This window comes from Streptomyces sp. URMC 126 (assembly GCF_051386555.1).
Lineage (GTDB): Bacteria > Actinomycetota > Actinomycetes > Streptomycetales > Streptomycetaceae > Streptomyces.
Genome location: NZ_JBPQTX010000102.1, coordinates 1 through 21,662, shown reverse-complemented (window position 1 = coordinate 21,662; position 21,662 = coordinate 1). Strand labels below are relative to the sequence as shown.

The window sequence follows — 21,662 nt, the reverse complement described above, 5'->3', positions numbered from 1 at the left end:
CCCCCCCCGCGGGCACCCCACCCCCACCCCCGGCTGCTCGCCGTCAGCGACCTCCACATCGCCCACGCCGAGAACCGCGCCCTCACCGAGACCCTGCGCCCCGGTCACGACGGCGACTGGCTGATCGTCGCCGGTGACATCGGCGAGCGGTACGCGGACGTCGAGTGGGTGCTCCGACTGCTCGCCGGCCGGTTCGCCAAGGTGATCTGGGCGCCCGGCAACCACGAGCTGTGGACGCCGCCCAAGGACCCCGTCGACCTGCGCGGCGAAAAGCGCTATCTGCGCCTGGTGGAGCTCTGCCGCGAACTCGGCGTCGCCACGCCCGAGGACCCCTACCCGGTGTGGGAGGGCGACGGCGGACCGGTCGCCGTGGCACCGCTGTTCACCCTCTACGACTACACGTTCCGCGTCCCCGGGGCCGACTCCAAGGAGGAGTCGCTGCGCCGGGCCTACGAGGCGGGCGTGGTCTGCACCGACGAGCACTTCCTGCACCCCGACCCGTACCCCACCCGGGACGCCTGGTGCCGCGCGCGCGTCGCCTACACCGAGCGCCGCCTGGCGGAGCTCGACCCCGGCCTGCGGACCGTCCTCGTCAGCCACTGGCCGCTGGTCCGCCAGCCCACCAGGATCCTGCGCTACCCGGACTTCGCCCAGTGGTGCGGCACCGAGCTCACCGCCGACTGGCACGTCCGCTTCCGGGCCGCCGCCGCGGTCTACGGCCATCTGCACATCCCCCGCGTCACGTACTACGACGGGGTGCGCTTCGAGGAGGTGTCGGTGGGCTACCCGCGCGAGTGGCGGCCCCGCCCGCCCCGCGAGCCACTCCGGCAGATCCTGCCCCAGCCCGTCGACGAAGCGGGAGCCGTCTGGTGATCTCCGCACTCCTGCCCGCCTCGGTCGTCACCGAGCACGCCTTCTCCGACGCGCCGGACGACCCGGTGAGCCTCCTCTTCCCCGAGGAGGCGGCCCACGTCGCCCGCGCCGTCCCCAAGCGGCTGCACGAGTTCGCCACCGTCCGGGTGTGCGCCCGCGCCGCCCTCGGCCGGCTCGGCTTCCCGCCCGGACCGCTGCTGCCCGGCCGGCGGGGCGCGCCGCGCTGGCCCGACGGCGTGGTCGGCAGCATGACGCACTGCGCGGGCTTCCGGGGCGCCGCGGTGGCGCGGGCCGCCGACGCCGCGTCGCTCGGGATGGACGCCGAGCCCAACGGGCCGCTGCCGGACGGCGTCCTCGACATGGTCTCGCTGCCGGCCGAGCGGGAGTGGCTGGCCGAGCTGGCGTCCCGCCACCCGGCCGTGCACTGGGACCGGCTGCTGTTCAGCGCCAAGGAGAGCGTGTTCAAGGCCTGGTACCCACTGACCGGCCTGGAGCTGGACTTCGACGAGGCGGAACTGTCCGTCGACCCGGTCGCCGGTACGTTCTCGGCCCGGCTGCTGGTCCCCGGGCCGGTGGTCGGCGACCGCCGGCTGGACGGCTTCGAGGGGCGCTGGGCGGCGGCCGAGGGGCTGGTCGTCACGGCCATCGCCGTCCCCGCGCCCGTTGCTGTGGAATCGCCCGCCGGGGCGGAGGGAACCACCGGAACGGAGCCGGCCGCCGGGACGGATCCCACCGCCGCGACGGATTCCGCCGCCGGGACGGATTCCGCCGCCGGGACGGAGGGGAACCGGGCCCCCGCCCTGTGACGCCCGCCGACATCGATGTGGCGCCCGCCGACCGGGTCGGGGGCCCCACGAACGGGCGCCGGACCCGCGGGCCCTCCGCCGTGCGGAGCGGGGGCCCGGCGCGGTCGCGCCCGGTGTCCTCGGGGTGCGGTGCGTCAGTCGTTGACGCAGACGTTGCCGTTGGTCGAGTTGAGCAGCCCGACGATGTCGACGGTGTTGCCGCAGAGGTTGATGGGGAGGTGGATCGGGATCTGGATGACGTTGCCGGAGATGACGCCCGGGGAGCCGACGGCCGCCCCCTTGGCGTTCGAGTCGGCGAGGGCGGTGCCGGTGGCGCCGGCGAGCGCCGCGCCCACGGTGGCGGTGAGGGCCGCTGCCTTGGCGATTCGTGACATGGGGTGACACCTTCGTTCGGTCTGACAGGGTCGGGCTCACGGCCGGTTGACGGCCGGGAGCCCGGATCAACGCCGGATCACCCCGAAGGTTTCGAATCGTGCGGCGGACGGGTGACCGGACGCCGACCGGTCCCCCGTCCCCCGGGACATCTCTACGACCGAGCCCCGCACCACGTACAAGGCACGTACAAGGGACGGCCGGATGGATGGACCGGTCCCGGGCGGAGCGCCCCGCACGGGATCGCGATCGTCGTCGGACGGATGCCCGCCGCCACCGGGCAGGCGCCCCACGCGACAGGTGCCCCACCCGGCAGGTGCCCCACCAGGCCGTGCGCTAGCGTGACCGGGTGAGCACGACACCGGCCGTACCGGCCACCGCACGACGCGGCCCCGGTCAGGGGCCCGTGGTGGCGGCGGTGTCCGTCGGCGGCGGGCTGGGCGCCGCGGCCCGCTACGGGGCCGGTCTGCTGTGGCCGACGCCGGACGGTGCCTTCCCCTGGACGACGTTCCTGGTCAACGCGACCGGCTGCGCGCTGATCGGCGTCCTGTTGGTGACCATCGCCGAGCGGGGCTCCCCGCACCGGCTGCTGCGCCCCTTCCTCGGCACCGGGGTGCTCGGCGGCTACACGACGTTCTCCACCTACGCGGTGGACGTCCGGCGTCTCCTGGCGGACGGCAGGACGGCCACCGGGCTGCTGTACCTGGCCGCGACGCCGCTCGCCGCGCTGGCGGCGGTGTGGGCGGCGTCGGCCGTGACCCGCCGGCTGGTGCGCGGAGGCCGACGGTGATCCCGCCCGGGCCGGCGCTCCGGCTGACGGTGTACCTCGGCGAGTCCGACACCGCTCACGGCAGGCCCCTCTTCTCCGAACTCGTCCACCGCGCCCACCGGGCCGGGCTGGCGGGCGCCGGCGTGTTCCGGGGGATCGAGGGCTACGGCGCCTCGTCCCGCGTGCACACCACCCGGCTGCTGTCGCTGAGCGAGGACCTGCCCGTGGCCGTGGTGATCGTGGACGTGCCGGAACGCGTCCGGGCGTTCCTGCCCGTCGTCGACGAGCTGCTGGACGGGCACCCCGGCGGCCTGGTCACCCTGGACGAGGTCGAGGTCCACCGGGGGTGAACTGGCTGTTCGTCGTCGTCGGCGCCATGGCCGGCGCTCCGCTGCGCTACCTCACCGACCGGGCCGTCCAGGCGCGGCACGACGCGGTGTTCCCCTGGGGCACGTTCACGGTGAACGTCGTCGGCTGCCTGGTGCTGGGGGTGGTGACCGCCGTGGCCCCGGAGGGCGTACGGCTGGGACTGGGCACCGGTCTGTGCGGGGCGCTCACCACGTACTCGACGTTCTCGTACGAGACGCTGCGGCTGGCGGAGGACGGGGCGCGAGGGGCGGCGGTGCTCAACGTGCTGGGGAGCGTGGGGGCGGGGCTCGCGGCGGCGTACGCGGGGGTGTGGCTGGGCGGGGCGTTCTGACGCCGGCTAGTCCTCCCCCAGGTGTTCCAGCAGCACCCCCCACAACTCCCGTGCCGCGCGCGGTGGGGGCGCGTCCTTGCGGTGCGCCACGGCCACCGTCCGCCGCATCCGCTCCCCCTCGAAGGGGGTGACGCGCAGCCCGGATCGGGCGGCGACCATGCCGGGGACGACGGCGACGCCGAGCCCGGCCCGGACGAAGCCCAGGACGGCGTCCATCTCCCCGCCCTCCACGGTGAACGACGGCTCGAAGCCGGCCGCCCGGCAGGCCGCAATGGTCATCTCCCGCAGGTCGTAGCCCCGCCGGAACATCACCAGCGGCAGGCCGCGCAGGTCCCCGACCCGGATCCGGGCCCGGCGCACCGGGCGCGGGGCGGACGGGGACGAGACGACGACCAGGTCCTCGCGCAGCAGCTCGGTGGTGGTGAGGGCGGGGGCGCCGACGCCGAGCGGGGTGATGATCAGGGCGAGGTCGAGCTCGCCGGCGGCCAGGTCGCGGACCAGGTCGCGGGAGCCGCCCTCGTCGACGAACAGCTCGATGCCGGGGTAGCGCTCGTGGTAGGCCCGCAGCACGTCCGGCACCAGGCTGGCGCACAGGCTCGGCGGCGCGCCGAGCCGTACCCGGCCGCGCCGCAGGTGCGCGACCTCCTGCACCTCGCGCCGCGCGGTGTCCGTGTCGGCGAGGATGCGCCGGGCCAGCGGCAGCAGGGCCTCGCCCGCGTCGGTCAGCGTGATGTTGCCGCGCGCCCGGTGGAAGAGGTCGGCGCCGAGCTCCCGTTCGAGCGCGCGGATCTGCTGGGAGAGGGACGGCTGGGCGACGTGGAGCGCCTCGGCGGCCCGGGTGAAGTGCCGTACGTCGGCCACGGTCGCGAAGTAGCGGAGCTGCTGCAGTTGCACACCGAGCAGGGTAGATAGGCATTCCCTATGGAAACCAGCTCCGCCATGTCTTGGACGCATGAATCTTGCCGACCTACTGTCGGCGGCATGGCACTGGCGACCCGGACGGACCGCTCCCCGTCCCTCATCGGCGTCCTGTGGCGCTCGACCGTCGGCAAGAAGGCGGTCATGGCGGCCACCGGACTGATCATGCTGGCGTACCTGGTCGCCCATATGATGGGCAACCTCAAAGTCTTCTTCGGGCCGGGGGAGTTCAACCACTACGGCCACTGGATCCGCACCATCGGCGAGCCCTTCCTGCACCGCACCTGGTTCCTGTGGCTGACGCGGGTGGTGCTCACGGCGTCCGTCGTCCTGCACGGCGTGGCCGCCTACCAGCTCAGCCGCCGCGATCTGGCCGCCCGCCCGGCCGGGTACGAGCGGAAGCGGGCGCGGGCGAGCTACGCCACGCGGACGATGCGCTGGGGCGGGGTGATCCTGGCGCTGTTCATCGTCTGGCACATCCTGGACCTCACCACCCTCACGGTGAACCCCAACGCCGAGGAGGGCCGCCCGTACGAGAACCTGGTGGCCTCCTTCGACCGCTGGTACGTGAGCGCCTTCTACATCGCCGCGATGCTCGCGCTCGGCCTGCACATCCGGCACGGCTTCTGGAGCGCGGCCCAGACGCTGGGCGCCAACTCCCCGCGCCGCGACCGGGCGTTGAAGGTGATCGCCAACGGTCTGGCCACCTTGCTGACCCTCGGCTTCCTCGCCGTACCGATCGGCGTGCTGACAGGAATCGTGAGCTGACATGTCCGACCGGACCTCCCACTGGACCTCCCGCGACGACCGGGCCCGCAGGGCCGACGGTGACGGCCACGCCCGCCGGACCGCCGGTGATGACCGCACCCGCCGGACCGTCGGTGACGACCACACCCGCCGGACCGCCGGCGACGACCACCCCCACCGGGCCCCTGGCGACGACCACACCCGCTGGATCACCGGCGACCCGATCGCCGACACCAAGGCCCCCGACGGGCCGATAGCCGAGCGCTGGGACCGCCGCCGCTTCGACGCCAAGCTCGTCAACCCGGCCAACCGCCGCAAGCAGACCGTCATCGTCGTCGGCACCGGCCTGGCGGGCGGCGCGGCCGGCGCCACCCTCGCCGAACAGGGCTACCGCGTCGTCCAGTTCTGCTACCAGGACTCGCCGCGCCGGGCGCACTCCATCGCCGCCCAGGGCGGCATCAACGCGGCGAAGAACTACCGCAACGACGGCGACTCCGTCCACCGCCTCTTCTACGACACCGTCAAGGGCGGCGACTTCCGGGCCCGCGAGTCCAACGTCCACCGCCTGGCCCAGGTCTCGGTCGAGATCATCGACCAGTGCGTGGCCCAGGGAGTGCCGTTCGCCCGCGAGTACGGCGGCCTGCTCGACACCCGCTCGTTCGGCGGTGTCCAGGTCTCGCGGACCTTCTACGCGCGCGGGCAGACGGGCCAGCAACTGCTGCTCGGCGCCTACCAGGCGCTGTCCCGGCAGATCGCGGCCGGGAACGTGGAGATGCACCCGCGCACGGAAATGCTGGACCTGATCGTCGTCGACGGGCGGGCGCGCGGCATCGTCGCCCGCGACCTGGTGACGGGGGCGGTGCGTACGTACGTCGCGGACGCCGTGGTACTGGCCACGGGCGGCTACGGCAACGTCTTCTACCTCTCGACGAACGCCAAGAACTCCAACGCGACGGCGATCTGGCGGGCGCACCGCCGCGGCGCGTACTTCGCCAACCCCTGCTTCACCCAGATCCACCCCACCTGCATCCCGCGCTCCGGCGACCACCAGTCCAAGCTGACGCTGATGAGCGAGTCGCTCCGCAACGACGGCCGCATCTGGGTGCCGAAGGCGAAGGGCGACACGCGGCCTCCCAGCGAGATCCCGGAGGACGAGCGCGACTACTACCTGGAGCGGATCTACCCCTCCTTCGGCAACCTCGTCCCGCGCGACATCGCCTCGCGCGCCGCGAAGAACGTCTGCGACGAGGGGCGCGGCGTCGGCCCGGGCGGGCAGGGCGTCTACCTGGACTTCGCGGACGCGATCCGGCGGATGGGCCGGAAGGCGGTGGAGGCGAAGTACGGCAACCTCTTCGAGATGTACGAGCGGATCACCGCCGAGGACCCGTACGAGGTGCCGATGCGCATCTACCCGGCGATCCACTACACGATGGGCGGCCTGTGGGTCGACTACGACCTCCAGACGACCGTTCCGGGCCTGTTCGCGATCGGCGAGGCCAACTTCTCGGACCACGGCGCCAACCGGCTCGGCGCGTCCGCGCTGATGCAGGGCCTGGCCGACGGCTACTTCGTCCTCCCGTCGACGATCAACGACTACCTGGCCCGGCATCCGCACGCCCCCGTCCCGGAGGACCACCCGGCGGTGGCGGAGGCGGTGGGCGAGGCCCAGGACCGACTGGCCCGCCTGCTGTCCGTCGACGGCGACCGGACGCCGGACTCGTTCCACCGCGAACTGGGCGAACTCCTCTGGGACGAGTGCGGCATGGCACGGACGGACAGCGGCCTGCGCAAGGCGCTGGACCGCATCCCCGCGCTGCGGGAGGAGTTCTGGCGCCGGATCAAGGTGCCGGGGACGGGCGAGGAGCTCAACCAGTCCCTGGAGAAGGCGAATCGCATCGTCGACTACCTGGAGCTGGCCGAGCTGATGTGCCTGGACGCGCTGCACCGCACCGAGTCCTGCGGCGGCCACTTCCGCGAGGAGAGCCAGACGCCGGAGGGCGAGGCGGCGCGGAAGGACGAGGAGTTCTCGTACGCGGCGGCTTGGGAGTTCACGGGCACGGGCACGCCCCCGGTGCTCCACAAGGAACAGCTGACCTTCGAATACGTCCACCCCACCCAGCGGAGCTACGCGTGAACCTCACCCTGCGCATCTGGCGCCAGCGCACCCCCGAGGAGCCGGGCGCCATGAGGACCTACGAGGTGAAGGGCATCAGCGAGGACATGTCCTTCCTGGAGATGCTCGACCACCTCAACGAGGAGCTGATCCTCGCCGGGGACGAGCCCGTCGCCTTCGACCACGACTGCCGCGAGGGCATCTGCGGCGCCTGCGGCATGGTCATCAACGGCCGGGCGCACGGCCCGGAGCGCACGACCACCTGCCAGCTCCACATGCGCCACTTCTCCGACGGCGACACCATCGACGTCGAACCGTGGCGGGCGGCGGCCTTCCCGGTCGTAAAGGACCTGGTCGTCGACCGCTCGGCGTTCGACCGCGTCATCGGCGCCGGCGGCTACGTCTCCGTCCCCACCGGCTCCGCCCCCGAGGCCCACGCCACCCCGGTCCCCAAGCCGACCGCCGACCTCGCCTTCGAACACGCCGAGTGCATCGGCTGCGGCGCCTGCGTCACCGCCTGCCCCAACGGCTCCGCCATGCTCTTCACGTCCGCGAAGGTCGTCCACCTCAACGTCCTCCCCCAGGGCGCCCCGGAGCGGGAGTCCCGCGTCCTCGACATGATCGACACCATGGACGCCGAGGGCTTCGGCGGCTGCACCAACACCGGCGAATGCGCCACGGCCTGCCCGAAGGGCATCCCCCTGACGGCGATCGGCCGCATGAACCGCGAGTACTTGCGGGCGGCGGTGAAGGGGCGGGGGAGGTAGGGGTGGCCACCGGGCGCGACCTCCGCGCGCGCCATGAACAAGAGGTCGAGACGGCCTTCGTGCGGCCCGCTCTTACTTCTCGTAGGCGAGCGCACGCCACCCTTCGCGAACCGCTTCGGGACTTCCCGGGGTCACCACGGCCGGGGGCTCTTCGTCGTGTTGACCGATCACAAGGTCCACGCTCAGGTGCCAGTCGCCGTTAGCCCAGGTCATGATTGCTCCATGCACCCCCGGCCCCTGTTCGCTCAGTACTCCGCGAACCGATACCGTCGTCTCCTCGAGGAGCCAGAGCGACACCTTTCCCGGGCTTTGAGAGATGATGTGGTAGGCCCGGGCCTGCCTGGCGTAGTAACTGCCTTGGTCGGACTCCCCGTCCGGAGGCAGGCCGTGAGTTTTCCGGGCTTCCTGAGCAGCCGCCTTCGCAAAACCGGCCATCAGCTCTTGGAAGCCCGGCTCGGCGGTGACGTGTGCCTGCCGTTCGGCGGTCTCCGGGGTGAACAGATCACCGACGTCCGAATAGTGGGCAGCGGCTGATACGGCACCTTCCACCGTGTGGGGATATCCGACCGGCACACCGTCCTTGACACTTTTGGGCTTCGGAAGCACCGTGGGTGAAGCCGAGCCGCGGTCCCGTGGTTCGGCGGTCGGCGAAGACGCGGGTGCCGAGACCCGCTTCCTCTCACGCCCCCCATTGCCGGCGAACACCGCGAAGTAGACGACGACGGCTGTCGCCACCATCACGACGCCCGCGGTGATCAACACAAGCCGGCGCCGGGCGGTCCCACGTTGGTGATCGACCGATATGAACGACACCGGTCAGTTCCCTCCCATGCTGTAAAGCGCCTTGACGAGGCCGAAGGCACAGCCGATCAAGGCGACCGCCGCGAGGAACCAGAGCACGGACCGCTTGCCTCGTGCGGCCATCTCCGGCCGCTCGGTGTTGTGCCTGACGCCGATAAGGGCGGCGACGAGGATGAAATCGAGCAGACAGGCGATCAGGGCACCGGCGAGAGACCAGCCGATGAGGGTATCTGTGCTCGAACCGACTTTACCGGGCAGGTTCTTCGGTTTTCGGGGAGTCAGCGGGTCGCCGTCAGCAAGAAACCCGAGCTGCTGATGCAAGGCCACAGGGGCCCTTTTCCTTCCGGGTAGGGGGCGGGGACGGCGGCATGCGGGAGCGACTCGCCCCATGCGTGACGCCCGACTACAGGACGGCTGCCGCCAGTTGGCTGCCGGCAGCCGTAGTGCGCGATTTGAGACGGGAGGTGTCACGGAGCCCGTGGGAGCGGATGCGTTCGTCGAAGGACACGTTCACCCGAGCGGCGAGTTCGCCCTGGAGCATGGTGGTGGTCGCCTTTACGGGCCGGGGCAACCGTCCGTCTCCGAGAGCTGCGACGGCGGCCATCCGGGCCGGCGGAAGGCCTTCCGCCTCGACGGCCATGACGGCGGTCTGGAGCGCACCCACACCCTCGCCCGCCGCCGCCATGCAGATCACTGGCACGGCGCACGGCAGAGAGCACCAGGAGGCGCTGAGACCCGGGGGTGCCGGCGTGACGAGAGGTGGTCACGGCGCGGGTGAAGGCGTGGGTGGTGCCCGCGATGGCGGAGGGCCGGCCGCCGATCCCGCGAGTTGGCGCCAGGCGTCCGGCTGGTCGGGGACTGCGAGCGGCGCCGCGTGCCAGGGCAGATGGTCGGTCATCACCTGCCACGGGCGCGCACCGGGGACAGCGACGGTCGATGCTGCTGCCCGGACCCGCGTCCGTCTGGCCACCCGGTTCGGCGGGACGGCGGCGAGGCCGTTGACGGGTTGGGTAACCCACTGCGGCCACCGGGAAGTGAACCGCGGAGTAGTGTCCAGCAGGATCGTTTCGCCGTAAGCCGCGAAGGCGGCGGCCAGCAGGCCGGCGACCGTGGAGCGGCCGTGTCCCCTGCCCGGAGCCATGACCGGTACGAGCAGGCGGGTGTCCGGGTCCAGCGGCTGCGGTTGCACGGCGGCTTTCGCCATACTCCCCCCCATAGCAGCTCGTCACCTCTCGATCACAGCACGTTGATCGGGTCATGTTTAGCAAGAGATTTTTGAGGCCGTCCAGAGCTTTTGGCGACTGGGCGTATGAGTGAGCAGCAGCCGGCCGCCGGCGACGCCGAGACCGGCGCGCTTCCACCGCCGAACACGAGACAGTAGGGAAGCGGTTGAACGAGGCGGTGGCCGAAGGGCGGCTCGAATCCGACGTGCTGGACGAACGGGTGGAGCGGGCGCTGGGCGCCCGAACCCACGGCGAACTGGCCGCCCTCACCGCGGACCTGCCGCGCCCGGCGGGCGCGGACCCAGGCAAACCGCTGACGCTCAAGGGCGGGTGGCCGGCGCCAAGAATGCCGATGAAGCGCTCGCCATGCTGATCGAGAGGGGCCGCCCCCTGCTGGGAGCGGACTGGCGGCTTGCTGCCCGGGACGGCTATGGAACCGCATGGGAGATGGCGCTGTTGCGGCTCAAGTGGTGATGGGCAAGCAGAAATGGGAGTCGGTCAAATGGTATTGGAACGGACGGCCGGTCGAGCCCACCCGCCCCGACCGGGCCCAGCAATTCCGAGGCAAGGAGTTTCGCAAGAATGCCGGATTTTCTCCGAAAAGGACGTCTTTTCCGGGTCGCCAGCTTCACCGCATCGCACCGGCAGTTGATCCTGGTGAGCGAAGCCACCGTGATCGATGAGACCACGACGCATGTCGAGGTCTACATCGGCCATGTGGACCTGATGTGCGTCAAGTCCCTCTATCCCCACGGGGTACACGTCCGGCGCTCCACGGGCCAGGAGTTCGCGGTGCTGCAGGAGCGGCACGGCCTGAAGACAGAGGACGCGGAATGGACCTGGATGCTGGAACCGGGAGGCGAAAGTTTTGTCGTCGGCAGCCGGCCCGCTTGGCGCGAGGCTGAATACTCACTGATGGACCGCGCCTCCCTGTTCGACTTCAGCGTCCCTTGGCCACCGGACTACCCGGCTCAGTGGGGCGGCGTGGACTAGAGCAGAGCCCGGAGTCACACCCGCGTCGGGGCCGTGCGTCACGAAGGCGGCGGCCCCGACGTTCGCGGCGTAAGCCGGGCCCGTCCGCTGAGCGACGAACGAGGTCGTACACACGACGCGAAAACCGTGAGCGAGCCCGGAACGGTGCCATACGGAGCTCGCGCGAGTGAGTGAGCGCGGTTCGTCAGGTTCGCGAAGGCAAGGCGCTACGGGCCCGTGCACCGGACAGGTGCGCGGCCTCGGTGTTCCCCGCGCGAGCGAGATGGCCTGGACTCCGTGCCCGGCGGGGGCCGCGTCAGCCGTCGCGACGGCGCCGGCGGCGAGCCCGGGTCTCGAAGCCCGGGATCCGGAGTGCTTAGCATGGGGTGCATGAGTGAGCAGCTGCCGGCCTCCGACGACGACGCGTCCGTGCGCGCCTCCGACGCCGAACGCGAGGCGGTCATCCAGCGGTTGAACGAGGCGGTTGCCGAAGGGCGGCTCGAATTTGCCGAGTTGGACGAGCGGGTGGAGCGGGCGTTGCGTGCCCGGACCCACGGTGAGCTGGCCACGCTCATCGCGGACCTGCCGCATCCGGCGGGTGCGGACCCGGGCAAACCGTTGATCCTCAACGGCGGTATACACGGCGCGAAGCGCGAGGGGTACTGGACGGCGCCCGCGCGCATCGTCGCCAACGGCGGTATGGGCGGCGTCGTCCTCGACTTCACCGCGGCGGAGTGCCGGCTGCCGGAGGTCGCGGTGGAGGCGGACGGCGCGCTCGGTGGGGTCGTGCTCGTCGTGCCCGAGGGGTGGGGTGTCGACACCGACGGCATGGAGGGCGGAGTCAAGGACAAGACCGCCACCACACCTCGCCGCCCCGGCGCCCCACTGATCCGGCTCAGCGGCAAGCCGGGCCTGGCGGGCGTCGTCGTCCGCCACCCCAAGCGGCGGGAACTGCGGCGGAGCAAGCGGCGTACGGAGCTCACGCAGGGCTGAGGTCCCTGTTCCGCTTTCCGGCGGGTCGGGGGGCTCCCCCATGTGGATCCCCGGTACGGAGCTCGTGTGCCCTTACGCGGAGTTGAGACGCCTGTGGCTACGGTGCCCCGATGAGCCACGACGCGACCCGGCTGCGACTACGACCGGTCCAGGCCGACGACTTCCCCGAACTCGACCGTTTCCTGACCGACCCCGACACCGTCGGACCGTTCCAGTGGACCGGCTGGACCGACGCCCGCGCTTGGCGGAGGCGTTGGGAGGAGAACGGGATGCTGTCCGACGACGGCGGTCAGCTGGTGATCGTGGCGGGCCGGGGTGGTGGCGAGGAGGACCGGCTCGGCATCGTCGGATGGCGGAAGGTCGTCAATTGGCGCACCTCCCTCTCCTGGAACATCGGCGCTCAACTCTTCCCCGAGTTCCGGGGCAATGGCGCCGGTACACGTGCCCAACGGCTTCTGGTGGACTACCTGTTCGCCCACACCACCGTGCACCGCATCGAAGCGATCACCGAGGCCGAGAATGCCGCCGAACGGCGCGCCCTGGAGAAGGTGGGGTTCACCTGCGAGGGCATCATGCGCGGCTACGCCTTCCGGGACGGGCGGTGGCGGGACGCGGCGCTGTACGGCGTGCTCCGGGACGATCCGCGCCCGGGGGTCGGGTAGGCGGCGGGAGCGGCGAGGGCGTCCCTGATTCGTCCCTGATCCTTCCCTGATCCGTCCCTGACGCCCTTTGTCCGGCGCGACCGGCTCGCCTGAGCCGCCTCGTCGTACCGGGCCGTCGGTCGCCGGACGGACGGCCGGAGAGCGGAGAGGTGCCGAGTTGGCGGGGGGATGGCGGAGTGTGACCGGTGGCGGTTCCGCTCTACGGCGGACGACTGCCCCGCGCTGGACATGGGGCGTAGTCGGCTCCGAGGAGACGGCACTCGGCCGCTGCCCCGGTCTCTCCGCACAGGCAACGGGCGGCTCGCCCGGGCCGCCGAGCGGACCCTCATGAACGTACGCCGGGCCCGGTGTCTCGGCAAAGGGCCCGACGCGGGGCCTTACCTCACCGTCCGCCTCCGCGGCGAGGCCACCGGGCGGGCGGCGCGGCTCGTTGTGGAGGACGGCTCGGGGCCGCCGTTCGCCTGCGGCCACATCGTCTTCCAGGTGAGAGTGGGCTCAGGAGCAGATGTGACCCGTGGGGTAACGGCCGATGACGGCGATTCCGTGGACCGGGTCCTTGTCCCCGCAGAAGTTGACGCCGGGATCGCCGTTGCGGGTGGGGGTGCAGGAGAGGCCGACCGGGGTGTCCGGGTTCCGGAGCACGACGCCGAGGGACTTGAGGACGGAGGCCACGTCGGCGTCCCGCGCGGCGCCGACACTGCGGCAGTGCATGGGCGTCGTGGAACCGGCGGGGGCGCGCGTCACCGCCCCGGCGGGGGCCGGGAGCAGGACCAGGGGCAGGGCGAGAGTGGTGGCGGCCGAGAGGCCGGCGAGGCAGCGGGCGATCGTCTTCACGGGAGTCCTTCGAGCGGCGGCCGGACGGTCGAGGGGCGGCAGAGCGCGTTCCTCGCTCATCCGTTGCTCCACCGACCCGCGAACCAAGCCGCCCGCGCACGGGAACCACCCGATGGAGTACATCCCGTGCCCCGGTCCGGTGCTTGTGCCGTGTTCGTCCGGCATTTTCACCATAGGGCCGGGAGGGGAGGTTGCCGCAAGACCGGCAGTACGCCTCAGAATCGGCTCGCCGGGCGCGTCGGGCGGCCGGGGCAGGCCGAACGGGGGGTGTTGTCGCGATGCGCGTACTGCTGTCGACCATCGGGACTCGGGGTGAGGTGCAGCCGATGCTCGCGCTGGCCACCGCGCTCCGGGCGCTGGGCGCGAAGGCGCGCCTGTGCGTGCCACCGGACTTCGGAGAGTGGATCGAGGGGCTGGGGTTTTCCGTGGTGCCCATCGGGCCCGCGTTGCGCGGTACCGCGTCCGGGGGCGGCTTCCGCCCCTCACCCGAGCGGCTGCGCGCGCTGGCCGAGGGGACGGTCGTCACGCAGTTCGCCACGCTCCCGGCGGCGGCCCGGGGCTGCGACGCCGTCGTGGCGGGCGGCGGACTGCAGATCGCCGCGCGCTCGGTGGCGGAAGCGGCCGGCGTCCCCTACGCCCACGCCTCCTACTGCCCGGTGGTCCTCCCCTCCACCCACCACGCCCCGCCCCCGCTGGCCCTGCAGGGGCGCCCGCTCGCCCCGGACACGGCCGACCACCGGGCCCTCTGGGCCGAGGACGCCGACCAGGTGAACGCCACCTTCCGCGACATCCTCAACTCCTGCCGGAGGGACACCGGTCTGCCTCCGGTGGCGGATGTACGCGGTCACATGCTGGGCACCACTCCCTGGCTCACCGCCGATCCGGTTCTCGGCCCGTGGCCGCACGGGGAGGGGGCGGGCGGACGGGGGCCTGGCAAGGAGAAGCCCGGTGGGAAGCCGAGCGATGGGGAGGAGAGCGGTGGGGAGGAGAGCGGTGGGGAGGCGAGCGGTGAGGAGGCGAGCGGTGAGGAGGAGACCGGGACGAAGCCCGGTGCGGTGGAAGCGGCGGGATCGGCGAGCACGACGGTAGCGGCGGGAGCGGCTGAAGCGGCGGGAAGGTCTGACGCGGCGTGGCGCCCGGGCGGGGTGTGGCAGCCGGGTGCCTGGCTGCTCCCGGACGACGCCCCGCTCTCCCCCGCCCTGGAGGACTTCCTCGAAGCCGGTGAACCCCCCGTCTACTTCGGCTTCGGCAGCATCCGCGCCACCCCCGGCCTCCCCGAGGCGATGATCGGCGCGGCCCGCGCCTCCGGACGGCGCGCGATCGTCTCCCGGGGCTGGGCCGGCCTGTCCCTCGTGGACGACGCCCCCGACTGCCTCGCCATCGGCGACGTCAACCAACGGGCTCTGTTCCCGAGGGTCGCGGCCGTCGTCCATCACGGCGGTGCGGGGACGACCACGGCCGCCGCGCTGTCCGGTGCACCGCAGGTCGTCGCCCCGCAGATGTACGACCAGCACTACTGGGCCCGCCGCGTCCACGCCCTCGGCATCGGCGCCGCGCATCCGCCCACCGCGCCCACCGCCGATTCCCTGGCCGAGGCCCTGCGGTCCGCCCTCCACCCGGACGTCGCGGCGCGCGCCCGGGCCGTCGCCGCCATGGTCCGTACGGACGGGGCTCACCGGGCGGCGGAACGTCTGCTGACGGGCACGTGGTGAGGGCGCAGTGGGCGTAGGGGGGCAGGCGGGCCGGTCCTGGGCGCTGGCGCGGGAAGGGTTCGTTCACCCGGGTCGGGGATCGCTCGCCACTTCCGTCGATCAGGGCTTCCGTCGGACGCTGCTCCTGCCGGGCAGTGAGCCCGAGACGGCCGTGCCCCCCCGGCACCACCGCCTAGCCCCCTGGAACAGGCTTGTGGATGCAGACCGTTGGGCGAAGTACGAACACTTGACGCGCAGGTTCAGCGGCGTCGCTCTCCCGGAAGCGCCGGCGTCCCCACCGGCGGCGCGCACCTCCTCCAGCAGAACGGCAAGCTCCGCTCGCCCCTGTGGGGCATCGGCCACGGGCGGTTCCGCTACCTGCGCATCCCGCGTCACCGGCCCCACAACGTCGGCATGTCATGCCGTTCCACCCCGACTCCGTCTGCGCCTCGACGGACGGCTGCCGGGCGGCTGCCATTTGGCTCTCGCGGTGGTCCGACGCGAGGACCGGACGATCCACGCTCCGTCCACGCGGCGCCCGACGGCGGGCGGCACACCGACGCCGCCGCGCTCATCACCCGGGTCGCCGGATACGCGGCCGGCAACGACATCGCGAACCGGGTCGTCTCCGCGACTTCAACCGCTTCCCGCAGAACGTCGCCGACGACGGCGTCCCGCAGACCATCCGGTTCTCAACGGCGGTCGGACCACCCGGCAGGGCGGCAGCAAACCGGACTTCGCCGCCTCCAACGTCATCACCCAGAACCGAAACACGTCGGCCAACCCGAACTACGGCAGCGACCACAGGCCCGTCGGCCGCCCCACCGTGCGCGCTCGGGGAACCCGTGCGACCTCACCCCCCTGAAACGCGGACAACAGTGACCGCCTCCCGGACGTCTGCAACCTCCTGAACGCCTACGGCAGTCACGTGATCACCTACGACGGCGGCAGCGACCAGCTCCGGTGGCCACAGTCGGCCGGACGTGCCGGGGAGTGGGAGCGCCGCTGTACCGCATCCAGAGCATCGGCAGCGGCAAGTGTCCCGACGTCGACCACAACCGCACGGGTGACGGCATCTGGTTGATCCAGTGGCCGTACCACGGCATCTCGGACGGCACGCCGACCGTCAGTGAACGGTTCTGTCTGCATCCGCGCTGCCGATTTGTTCCGGTCCTTCCCTTCCCGCTCTCGTTCCGCTCTGATCGTTCCGCCCGCTTCGGAGCGGGCGGGGCCCGGCCGCTCGCCGTGGGCCGGCGCCGCGCTTGCTCCTTGCTCACGGCAGCCGCACACGACCGTACGCGCGCCGGCGGTCGTTCCGTCGTAGTACGCCCGTCCCGACCGTGGACGCCGTCGGCCCCCACTCCGCCCGGCCCGGTACCTCCCGCCACAGCGCCGCGTACGCGGTGAAGCGCCGCACGCCGCAGCGGCAGCACGTGGCCACTCCGCTCCGGGCGACCACCCAGGCTTCCGCCGGGTGCGTCCCCCCGGGCCCGCACCTCATCAGTGCACCCACCGGTGGTGCCGCCCCATCGCGACGATCCACCCCTGCGCGGCCGTCCGGTCGCCCTGCCGCGAGGCGGCGTAGTACGCCTCGCGGATCCGTCGGCACTCGGGGCAGGGCGCGGGGCGGCGGAACGCCGGGTGTGGGGGGAGGACGGCTTCGGGCATGGGGGTACCCCTTCCGGTGGGCAATTACCTTGTGTGCTCCCAGGGTTGCGGTGCGCGAGTACGCTCCGGAAGGGGCGCCGCCATAACTCCGCGAGAGTTATGCACGAAGGGACATTCGGAATATGACGGAAGAAAACGAGTCCCTGCCGGACCCGACTTCGTCGCTGCTGGCCTTCTTCGGCTCCGAGCTGTACCGGATTCGGAAGGCAGCGAAGAAGTCTCAGTCCCAGGCGGCCAGGATGGCCCACACGACACAGGCGATGATCAGCTACATCGAGGGGGCCAAGCGGGTGCCGTCGGAGGCGCTGGCGCACGACCTCGACGCGGCGTTCGGGACGGACGGTCATTTCGGGCGGCTGTACCCGCTGGTGATCAAGTTCGCCTACCCGAGCTGGTTCCTGCCGTATGTGGAGATGGAACGCCAGGCGACCTCGCTCAGCATCTTCAACAATCAGCTCATTCCCGGGCTCCTGCAAACCGAGGCATACGCACGGGCCGTCCTGGCCGGGGGCCGGCCCGACAGCCTGGAAGACCTCGTCGCGGCCCGCATCACCCGCCAAGACGTCTTCGAAAGGGAAACGCCTCCCCACGCGTGGTTCATTCTGGACGAGTACGCGCTCACCCGGGCCTATCCCGGCCGCCCTGCCATGAGGAAGCAGCTGCAACACCTGTTGACCGTGGGCGGGCGGCCCCGCACCGTCATCCAGGTCGTCCCCCGGGACGCTCCACCGCACCCCGGTGTAAACGGCTCGTTCAACCTGCTGAGCTTCGACAACGGGACCGATGTCCTGCACATCGACGGTGTCGTGCGCGGCCGAATGTCGGCGGACCCCGAGGAAGTGATCGCCGCTTCCCGCTCCTATGATCTGATTCGGGCGGTCGCGCTCTCGCCGAGGGAATCCGCTGAGCTGATTCAGACGCACCTCAAGGAGATGGATTCATGACGCGTGTCAGTGGCGAGCGCGTCCCGCGTACGGGCACTCCGACGGACGCCGGCGACCTCATATGCACGTCGTGGATCAAGTCCAGCCACAGCGGCACCAACGGCGGTGAATGCCTGGAATGGGCACCCGGGCAGGTTCCCACCGGAACCGTCCCCATAAGGGACAGCAAGAACCCCGAGGGCCCAGCCCTCCTCGTCCCCGCCCCCGCGTGGACCGCCTTCCTGCGCCTGGTGGCGCCGGCCGGCTGACCTGCGGCGGCAGGGGGCGACGGGGACGGAGACAGGGGGCGGGCCGCCGCGGCCGGTCACCGGATCAGTGCGCCACCTCGTCGAGGAAGCCGCGCATGAGGTCCAGCCACTCCTGCGGGCGTTCGGCGAACGGTACGTGCCCCGTGGCGAGTTCGGCGAAGCGTGCGCCGGGGATGCCGTCGGCGAGTTCGCGGTGGTGGACGGGTGTGACCAGGTTGTCCAGGGTGGTCGAGATGACCAGGGTGGGCACCGTGACGCGCGGGAGGTCGGCGCGGATGTCGATGTCGTCGACGAGGTCGAGGTGGTCGAGGGTCCCCGGCGGGACGCCGTCCCGGCCGGCGGCCAGCATGGCCACGACGGTGTCCTGGGAGAGCCCGTCCGCCGTGGGGTTGGCGAAGCCGAGCAGGACGGCGAAGGCGGTGAGTTGGGCCGGGTCGTCGGTGTGGAGGACGTGCCGCCACAGTCGGGCGACCAGGGAGAACCGTGGATTGGGCCGCGCGAAACCGGCGGTGAGGACGAGCGCGGTGACCCGTTCCGGGTGCCGGACGGCGGCTCGGACGGCCACGGCGGCGCCCAGCGAGTAGCCGGTGATGGCGAACGTCTCCTGGCCCTCCTCGACGGCGGCGGCGACGAGTTCGTCGGCGAGGCCGTCGAGGGTGAGGGGCGCGTCGGAGCGCGGCGTGCGTCCCGTACCCGGGTAGTCGGGGCCGATGACGGTGAAGCGCTCGGCCAGGCCGTCCATGACCGGGCCGAAGTTGGCCTGTATGCCGCCGCCGGCGCCATGTGCCAGGACGAGGGCGGGGCCGCTGCCCTTCACGACACGGTCGAAGGTGGGTGCGAGGAGGTGGGTGGGGGACATGATTCCTGGTTTCTGCTTTCCGTGGTGGTTCGGTGGTCAGGGGGCGGCGGGGGCCCGGGACGGGACGCGCCCCGGCCTGACCGCGGCGAGGACGGCGGCGGCCGTCACGAGGAGTCCGCCCAGCCAGGCGAGATCGTCGAGGGCGAGGCCTGAGCCGAGGGCCTGGCCGCCGAGAGCGGAGCCGCCGGCCGTACCGAGGTTGAAGGCGGAGGCCGTGACGGCGGTGATGAGAGTGGGTGCTCCGGGGGCGGCGGCGAGGGCGCGTTCCTGGAGCAGCGGGATGAGGACGGCGGAGACGACGCCGAGTACGAGCACGGTGAGCGCGGCGCTCCAGCGGGCGTGACTGGCGACGGCGAGTGCCGCGAGTACGGCGGCGAGGGTGAGGAGCGTGGCGGGCAGGGCCCGTTGGGGAGCGCGGTCGGCGAACCGGCCGTCCAGGACGTTGCCGAGCAGCGCGCCGCCGCCGAAGACGGCGAGGAGGAGCGTGACCGCGTCCGGGGAGAAGCCGCTCACGTCGTCGAGGAGGGGGGCGATGTAGGTGTGGAGGGTGAAGAGGCCGGCTTGGGCGAGGACGGTCACCGCGAGGACGCGGATCGCGTCGCGCCCGAGGAGCGAGCGCACCTCCGCGCGGGGCGCGGGGCGCGTCCGCGGCTCGGGCGGCCGGACGACGAGGGCCACCGCGATCAGTACGAGCACGCTCAGGGCGGCGATTCCCCCGAACGTCGTCCGCCAGCCGTACCGGCCGCCGATCCAGGTGCCGAGCGGGGCGCCGAGGACGGTGGCGAGGTTCCAGCCGGCGGCGACCACGGCGATCGCCCGGCCGCGCTGCGCGGCGGGGGCCGCCGAGACGGCGATGACCAGGGCGGTCGCGAAGGACGTGCTGTGGGTGAGGGCGGTGACCACCCGGGCCGCGGCAAGCATTCCGGCACCGTCGGCCAGCGCGGCGCCCGCGTTCCCGACCACGAACACTCCCAGGAGCCCCAGCAACGCCCGCCGCCGCGACAGCCGCAACACGGCGACGGTGACGACGGGCCCGGCCACGGTCACCACGAGCGCGTACCAGGTGACGAGCCGGCCTACGGCCGGGAGCGGCCGGTTCAGGTCGGCCGCCAGCGTGGGAAGAAGCCCGACCATGACCCATTCGCCGGTGCCGATCAGGAAGACGCAGGCGGTGAGGAGGGGGAGGGTTGCCTTGGGGTGGAGGGGTGTTGGGATGGGGGTGTTGGTCCCGGTGGGGCTGAGTGTTATTCGTGTTGCGGGTGACGTCGAAGGGTGGGCCGTTCCCGAGGGAGGGGGAGTGCTTGGGGCCATGCGGCGACGTTAAGGTCTGACATCGGTGTGAGAGTCAAGCCGCGGGGTGGGGGCGTGCTGATGATCGATACGGTGGTGGTGGGTGCGCGGGGAGGAGCACTGTCGACGCTGGGGCGAAAGCGGGCGCGCCTTGACCACGGCCGCCGCTCTCCTCCGGCGGGAGGGCGCGGGGCGTACGTCGCCGTGCGGTACACGTTGACCGGTATGACCGGTTCGCCGCTTTCTCGGGAAGCGAGTAAAAACCAAGGCCGAGCGAGCTAAAACACCAGGTGGCGCCCTGTGGTCCCCGCGCACGCGGGGGTGGTCCCTTGAGGCCGAACTTCGACGCGGGGAAATGTCGGTGGTCCCCGCGCACGCGGGGGTGGCCCCAAGCCGAAGGCGTACCCGGTCCTTTCGGACGAGTGGTCCCCGCGCACGCGGGGGTGGTCCCGATCGCCTCGACGATCTCGTCTCCCTCGATCGGCGGTCCCCGCGCACGCGGGGGTGGTCCCAGCTCACGGCCAGTGGCCTCGGTGTAGGTGCCGCGGTCCCCGCGCACGCGGGGTGGTCCCGTACAGGTGAGGGCTGACACCGCCACGGCGCTGTGGTCCCCGCGCACGCGGGGGTGGTCCCGCGCTGCGGCTCGCACAGGTCATCCGGCCCTGGCGGTCCCCGCGCACGCGGGGGTGGTCCCACCCTTGGGGCTTCGCTGCGCGGCACGCTCGAGTGGTCCCCGGGTACGCGGGGGTGGTCCTCGAGCAGCGGGTACAGCGGTAGAACCGGCCTAGTCGTCCCCGCGCCCGCGGGGGTGGTCCCCGCCCATCTCCAGACTGCGGCAGGAGGCTGAGGTGGTACCCGCACACGCGGGGGTGGTCCCCATTGCGGTCTATCTGATCCGTGGTTCCTGGCGTGGTCCCCGCGCACGCGGGGGTGGTCCCGGCGCGAGCGGCACCCCGTGTTCGTCGCGACCATGGTCCCCGCGCACGCGGGAATGGTCCCGCTGCCCGGACCTCCGCCCGGGGCCCATCGCCCAGGGCATGCCGCACCGGCGTTCAAAGCCAACAGCAAAAGGCCCGACGTCCGTCTGTTGAGCCTCACGGGCGCAATCGTGTGGACGTCAGGCCCTGCCCGACCGCACCCAGCGACCGGGGTATCAACCGAACAGCCGGCGACCGGCTGCCGAGGCCCTCGCCGGGGGCGGGTGCCGCCGGCCCGCCCGGTGCGCTTCGCGCGGGGCGGGGCGGGGCGGCGGCACCGTAGTCGGCCGCTTTCGCGGCCGGGGTGGTTACTTCAGCGCCGCGTCGGCCGTGCTGGAGACGCCGGAGGTGGCGGACTGGGCCGTGGAGTTGGCCGTGTCCTTCAGGGCGGTCACCGGGCCCGGCTCCGGGGCGGAGGGGGCGGAGGCGCCGGAG

The 21,662-nt window shown here is 72.2% G+C and carries 27 protein-coding genes; 16 read left to right on the top strand and 11 right to left on the bottom strand.

Annotation, left to right across the window (positions count from 1 at the left end):
• A partial coding sequence (locus ACSNOK_RS15035; RefSeq protein ID WP_436781163.1) for a metallophosphoesterase family protein occupies nt 1-873 on the top strand: 873 nt, incomplete at its 5' end.
• Nucleotides 870-1,679 (top strand): 4'-phosphopantetheinyl transferase family protein, encoded by an 810-nt coding sequence (locus ACSNOK_RS15030; protein WP_436781162.1) that lies wholly within the window; start codon nt 870-872, stop codon nt 1,677-1,679. The genes ACSNOK_RS15035 and ACSNOK_RS15030, both read left to right, overlap by 4 nt.
• 134 nt (nt 1,680-1,813) lie before the next feature.
• Here the strand turns inward: ACSNOK_RS15030 and ACSNOK_RS15025 are convergent, their stop codons facing one another.
• On the bottom strand, nt 1,814-2,053 hold the full coding sequence (locus tag ACSNOK_RS15025; RefSeq protein WP_436781161.1) for a chaplin: 240 nt from the start codon (nt 2,051-2,053) through the stop codon (nt 1,814-1,816).
• Nucleotides 2,054-2,400: 347 nt separating this feature from the next.
• Between ACSNOK_RS15025 and crcB (ACSNOK_RS15020) the strand changes: the two genes are divergently transcribed.
• Genes crcB (ACSNOK_RS15020) through crcB (ACSNOK_RS15010) form a run of 3 tightly spaced genes read left to right on the top strand, consistent with a single transcriptional unit; the run spans nt 2,401 to nt 3,520 of the window.
• A complete protein-coding gene (gene crcB / locus ACSNOK_RS15020; protein ID WP_436781160.1) occupies nt 2,401-2,841 on the top strand; it encodes a fluoride efflux transporter CrcB in 441 nt (146 codons plus the stop codon).
• On the top strand, nt 2,838-3,170 hold the full coding sequence (locus ACSNOK_RS15015) for a DUF190 domain-containing protein (RefSeq protein ID WP_436781159.1): 333 nt from the start codon (nt 2,838-2,840) through the stop codon (nt 3,168-3,170). Before crcB (ACSNOK_RS15020) ends, ACSNOK_RS15015 begins: the two co-directional genes overlap by 4 nt.
• On the top strand, nt 3,167-3,520 hold the full coding sequence (gene crcB, locus ACSNOK_RS15010; RefSeq protein ID WP_436781158.1) for a fluoride efflux transporter CrcB: 354 nt from the start codon (nt 3,167-3,169) through the stop codon (nt 3,518-3,520). Before ACSNOK_RS15015 ends, crcB (ACSNOK_RS15010) begins: the two co-directional genes overlap by 4 nt.
• Before the next feature lie 6 nt (nt 3,521-3,526).
• On the opposite strand, the gene ACSNOK_RS15005 is transcribed toward crcB (ACSNOK_RS15010), so the two are convergent.
• On the bottom strand, nt 3,527-4,414 hold the full coding sequence (locus ACSNOK_RS15005) for a LysR family transcriptional regulator (RefSeq protein WP_436781157.1): 888 nt from the start codon (nt 4,412-4,414) through the stop codon (nt 3,527-3,529).
• An 87-nt stretch (nt 4,415-4,501) separates the two neighbouring features.
• On the opposite strand from ACSNOK_RS15005, the gene ACSNOK_RS15000 reads away from it, so the two are divergent.
• From ACSNOK_RS15000 to ACSNOK_RS14990, 3 genes are read left to right on the top strand one after another with little or no spacing between them, the layout of a single operon-like run.
• Nucleotides 4,502-5,206 carry a succinate dehydrogenase cytochrome b subunit gene (locus ACSNOK_RS15000; RefSeq protein WP_436781156.1) on the top strand — a complete coding sequence of 235 codons (705 nt, stop codon included), beginning with the start codon at nt 4,502-4,504 and terminating at the stop codon, nt 5,204-5,206.
• Nucleotide 5,207: 1 nt separating this feature from the next.
• Nucleotides 5,208-7,319: a fumarate reductase/succinate dehydrogenase flavoprotein subunit gene (locus tag ACSNOK_RS14995; protein ID WP_436781155.1), complete on the top strand. Its 2,112-nt coding sequence runs from the start codon at nt 5,208-5,210 to the stop codon at nt 7,317-7,319.
• The gene (locus tag ACSNOK_RS14990) at nt 7,316-8,065 is read left to right on the top strand and encodes a succinate dehydrogenase/fumarate reductase iron-sulfur subunit (RefSeq protein ID WP_436781154.1); all 750 of its coding nucleotides are present in this window, start codon (nt 7,316-7,318) and stop codon (nt 8,063-8,065) included. The genes ACSNOK_RS14995 and ACSNOK_RS14990 overlap by 4 nt, the downstream gene beginning before the upstream one ends.
• 72 nt (nt 8,066-8,137) lie before the next feature.
• Here ACSNOK_RS14990 and ACSNOK_RS14985 read toward each other — a convergent pair whose 3' ends face one another.
• The 4 genes from ACSNOK_RS14985 to ACSNOK_RS14970 form a co-directional block, all read right to left on the bottom strand.
• Nucleotides 8,138-8,878, bottom strand: a complete 741-nt coding sequence (locus ACSNOK_RS14985; protein ID WP_436781153.1) for a hypothetical protein — start codon at nt 8,876-8,878, stop codon at nt 8,138-8,140.
• A 3-nt stretch (nt 8,879-8,881) separates the two neighbouring features.
• Nucleotides 8,882-9,193, bottom strand: a complete 312-nt coding sequence (locus ACSNOK_RS14980; RefSeq protein ID WP_436781152.1) for a hypothetical protein — start codon at nt 9,191-9,193, stop codon at nt 8,882-8,884.
• Between the two features lie 76 nt (nt 9,194-9,269).
• Complete coding sequence (locus ACSNOK_RS14975; protein ID WP_436781151.1) at nt 9,270-9,566, bottom strand: hypothetical protein; 297 nt, start codon at nt 9,564-9,566, stop codon at nt 9,270-9,272.
• 63 nt (nt 9,567-9,629) lie between these two features.
• Nucleotides 9,630-10,070 carry a hypothetical protein gene (locus tag ACSNOK_RS14970; protein ID WP_436781150.1) on the bottom strand — a complete coding sequence of 147 codons (441 nt, stop codon included), beginning with the start codon at nt 10,068-10,070 and terminating at the stop codon, nt 9,630-9,632.
• A gap of 185 nt (nt 10,071-10,255) precedes the next feature.
• On the opposite strand from ACSNOK_RS14970, the gene ACSNOK_RS14965 reads away from it, so the two are divergent.
• From ACSNOK_RS14965 to ACSNOK_RS14945, 5 genes are all read left to right on the top strand, one after another.
• Nucleotides 10,256-10,462 carry a DUF1707 SHOCT-like domain-containing protein gene (locus tag ACSNOK_RS14965; RefSeq protein ID WP_436781149.1) on the top strand — a complete coding sequence of 69 codons (207 nt, stop codon included), beginning with the start codon at nt 10,256-10,258 and terminating at the stop codon, nt 10,460-10,462.
• On the top strand, nt 10,456-10,563 hold the full coding sequence (locus ACSNOK_RS14960) for a hypothetical protein (protein WP_436781148.1): 108 nt from the start codon (nt 10,456-10,458) through the stop codon (nt 10,561-10,563). Before ACSNOK_RS14965 ends, ACSNOK_RS14960 begins: the two co-directional genes overlap by 7 nt.
• Nucleotides 10,564-10,671: 108 nt before the next feature.
• Nucleotides 10,672-11,082, top strand: coding sequence for a hypothetical protein (locus ACSNOK_RS14955; protein ID WP_436781147.1), 411 nt, complete (start codon nt 10,672-10,674; stop codon nt 11,080-11,082).
• A gap of 369 nt (nt 11,083-11,451) precedes the next feature.
• Nucleotides 11,452-12,054, top strand: coding sequence for a DUF1707 SHOCT-like domain-containing protein (locus ACSNOK_RS14950; protein WP_436781146.1), 603 nt, complete (start codon nt 11,452-11,454; stop codon nt 12,052-12,054).
• A 110-nt stretch (nt 12,055-12,164) separates the two neighbouring features.
• Complete coding sequence (locus ACSNOK_RS14945) at nt 12,165-12,716, top strand: GNAT family N-acetyltransferase (protein WP_436781145.1); 552 nt, start codon at nt 12,165-12,167, stop codon at nt 12,714-12,716.
• A gap of 495 nt (nt 12,717-13,211) precedes the next feature.
• Here ACSNOK_RS14945 and ACSNOK_RS14940 read toward each other — a convergent pair whose 3' ends face one another.
• Nucleotides 13,212-13,610: a hydrophobin family protein gene (locus ACSNOK_RS14940; protein WP_436781144.1), complete on the bottom strand. Its 399-nt coding sequence runs from the start codon at nt 13,608-13,610 to the stop codon at nt 13,212-13,214.
• Nucleotides 13,611-13,828: 218 nt separating this feature from the next.
• On the opposite strand from ACSNOK_RS14940, the gene ACSNOK_RS14935 reads away from it, so the two are divergent.
• Nucleotides 13,829-15,262, top strand: coding sequence for a glycosyltransferase (locus ACSNOK_RS14935; protein WP_436781143.1), 1,434 nt, complete (start codon nt 13,829-13,831; stop codon nt 15,260-15,262).
• 1,252 nt (nt 15,263-16,514) lie between these two features.
• Here the strand turns inward: ACSNOK_RS14935 and ACSNOK_RS14930 are convergent.
• Both ACSNOK_RS14930 and ACSNOK_RS14925 read right to left on the bottom strand, forming a co-directional pair.
• On the bottom strand, nt 16,515-16,742 hold the full coding sequence (locus ACSNOK_RS14930) for a DUF6255 family natural product biosynthesis protein (RefSeq protein WP_436781142.1): 228 nt from the start codon (nt 16,740-16,742) through the stop codon (nt 16,515-16,517).
• Nucleotides 16,742-16,909 (bottom strand): hypothetical protein, encoded by a 168-nt coding sequence (locus tag ACSNOK_RS14925; protein WP_436781141.1) that lies wholly within the window; start codon nt 16,907-16,909, stop codon nt 16,742-16,744. The genes ACSNOK_RS14930 and ACSNOK_RS14925 overlap by 1 nt, the downstream gene beginning before the upstream one ends.
• A 122-nt stretch (nt 16,910-17,031) precedes the next feature.
• Between ACSNOK_RS14925 and ACSNOK_RS14920 the strand changes: the two genes are divergently transcribed.
• Nucleotides 17,032-17,853, top strand: coding sequence for a helix-turn-helix domain-containing protein (locus ACSNOK_RS14920; protein WP_436781140.1), 822 nt, complete (start codon nt 17,032-17,034; stop codon nt 17,851-17,853).
• Nucleotides 17,850-18,101, top strand: a complete 252-nt coding sequence (locus tag ACSNOK_RS14915; RefSeq protein WP_436781139.1) for a DUF397 domain-containing protein — start codon at nt 17,850-17,852, stop codon at nt 18,099-18,101. The genes ACSNOK_RS14920 and ACSNOK_RS14915 overlap by 4 nt, the downstream gene beginning before the upstream one ends.
• Before the next feature lie 64 nt (nt 18,102-18,165).
• Here ACSNOK_RS14915 and ACSNOK_RS14910 read toward each other — a convergent pair whose 3' ends face one another.
• Both ACSNOK_RS14910 and ACSNOK_RS14905 read right to left on the bottom strand, forming a co-directional pair.
• Nucleotides 18,166-18,960 carry an alpha/beta fold hydrolase gene (locus tag ACSNOK_RS14910; protein ID WP_436781138.1) on the bottom strand — a complete coding sequence of 265 codons (795 nt, stop codon included), beginning with the start codon at nt 18,958-18,960 and terminating at the stop codon, nt 18,166-18,168.
• A 36-nt stretch (nt 18,961-18,996) separates the two neighbouring features.
• On the bottom strand, nt 18,997-20,271 hold the full coding sequence (locus ACSNOK_RS14905; protein WP_436781137.1) for an MFS transporter: 1,275 nt from the start codon (nt 20,269-20,271) through the stop codon (nt 18,997-18,999).
• Between the last annotated feature and the right edge of the window lie 1,391 nt (nt 20,272-21,662).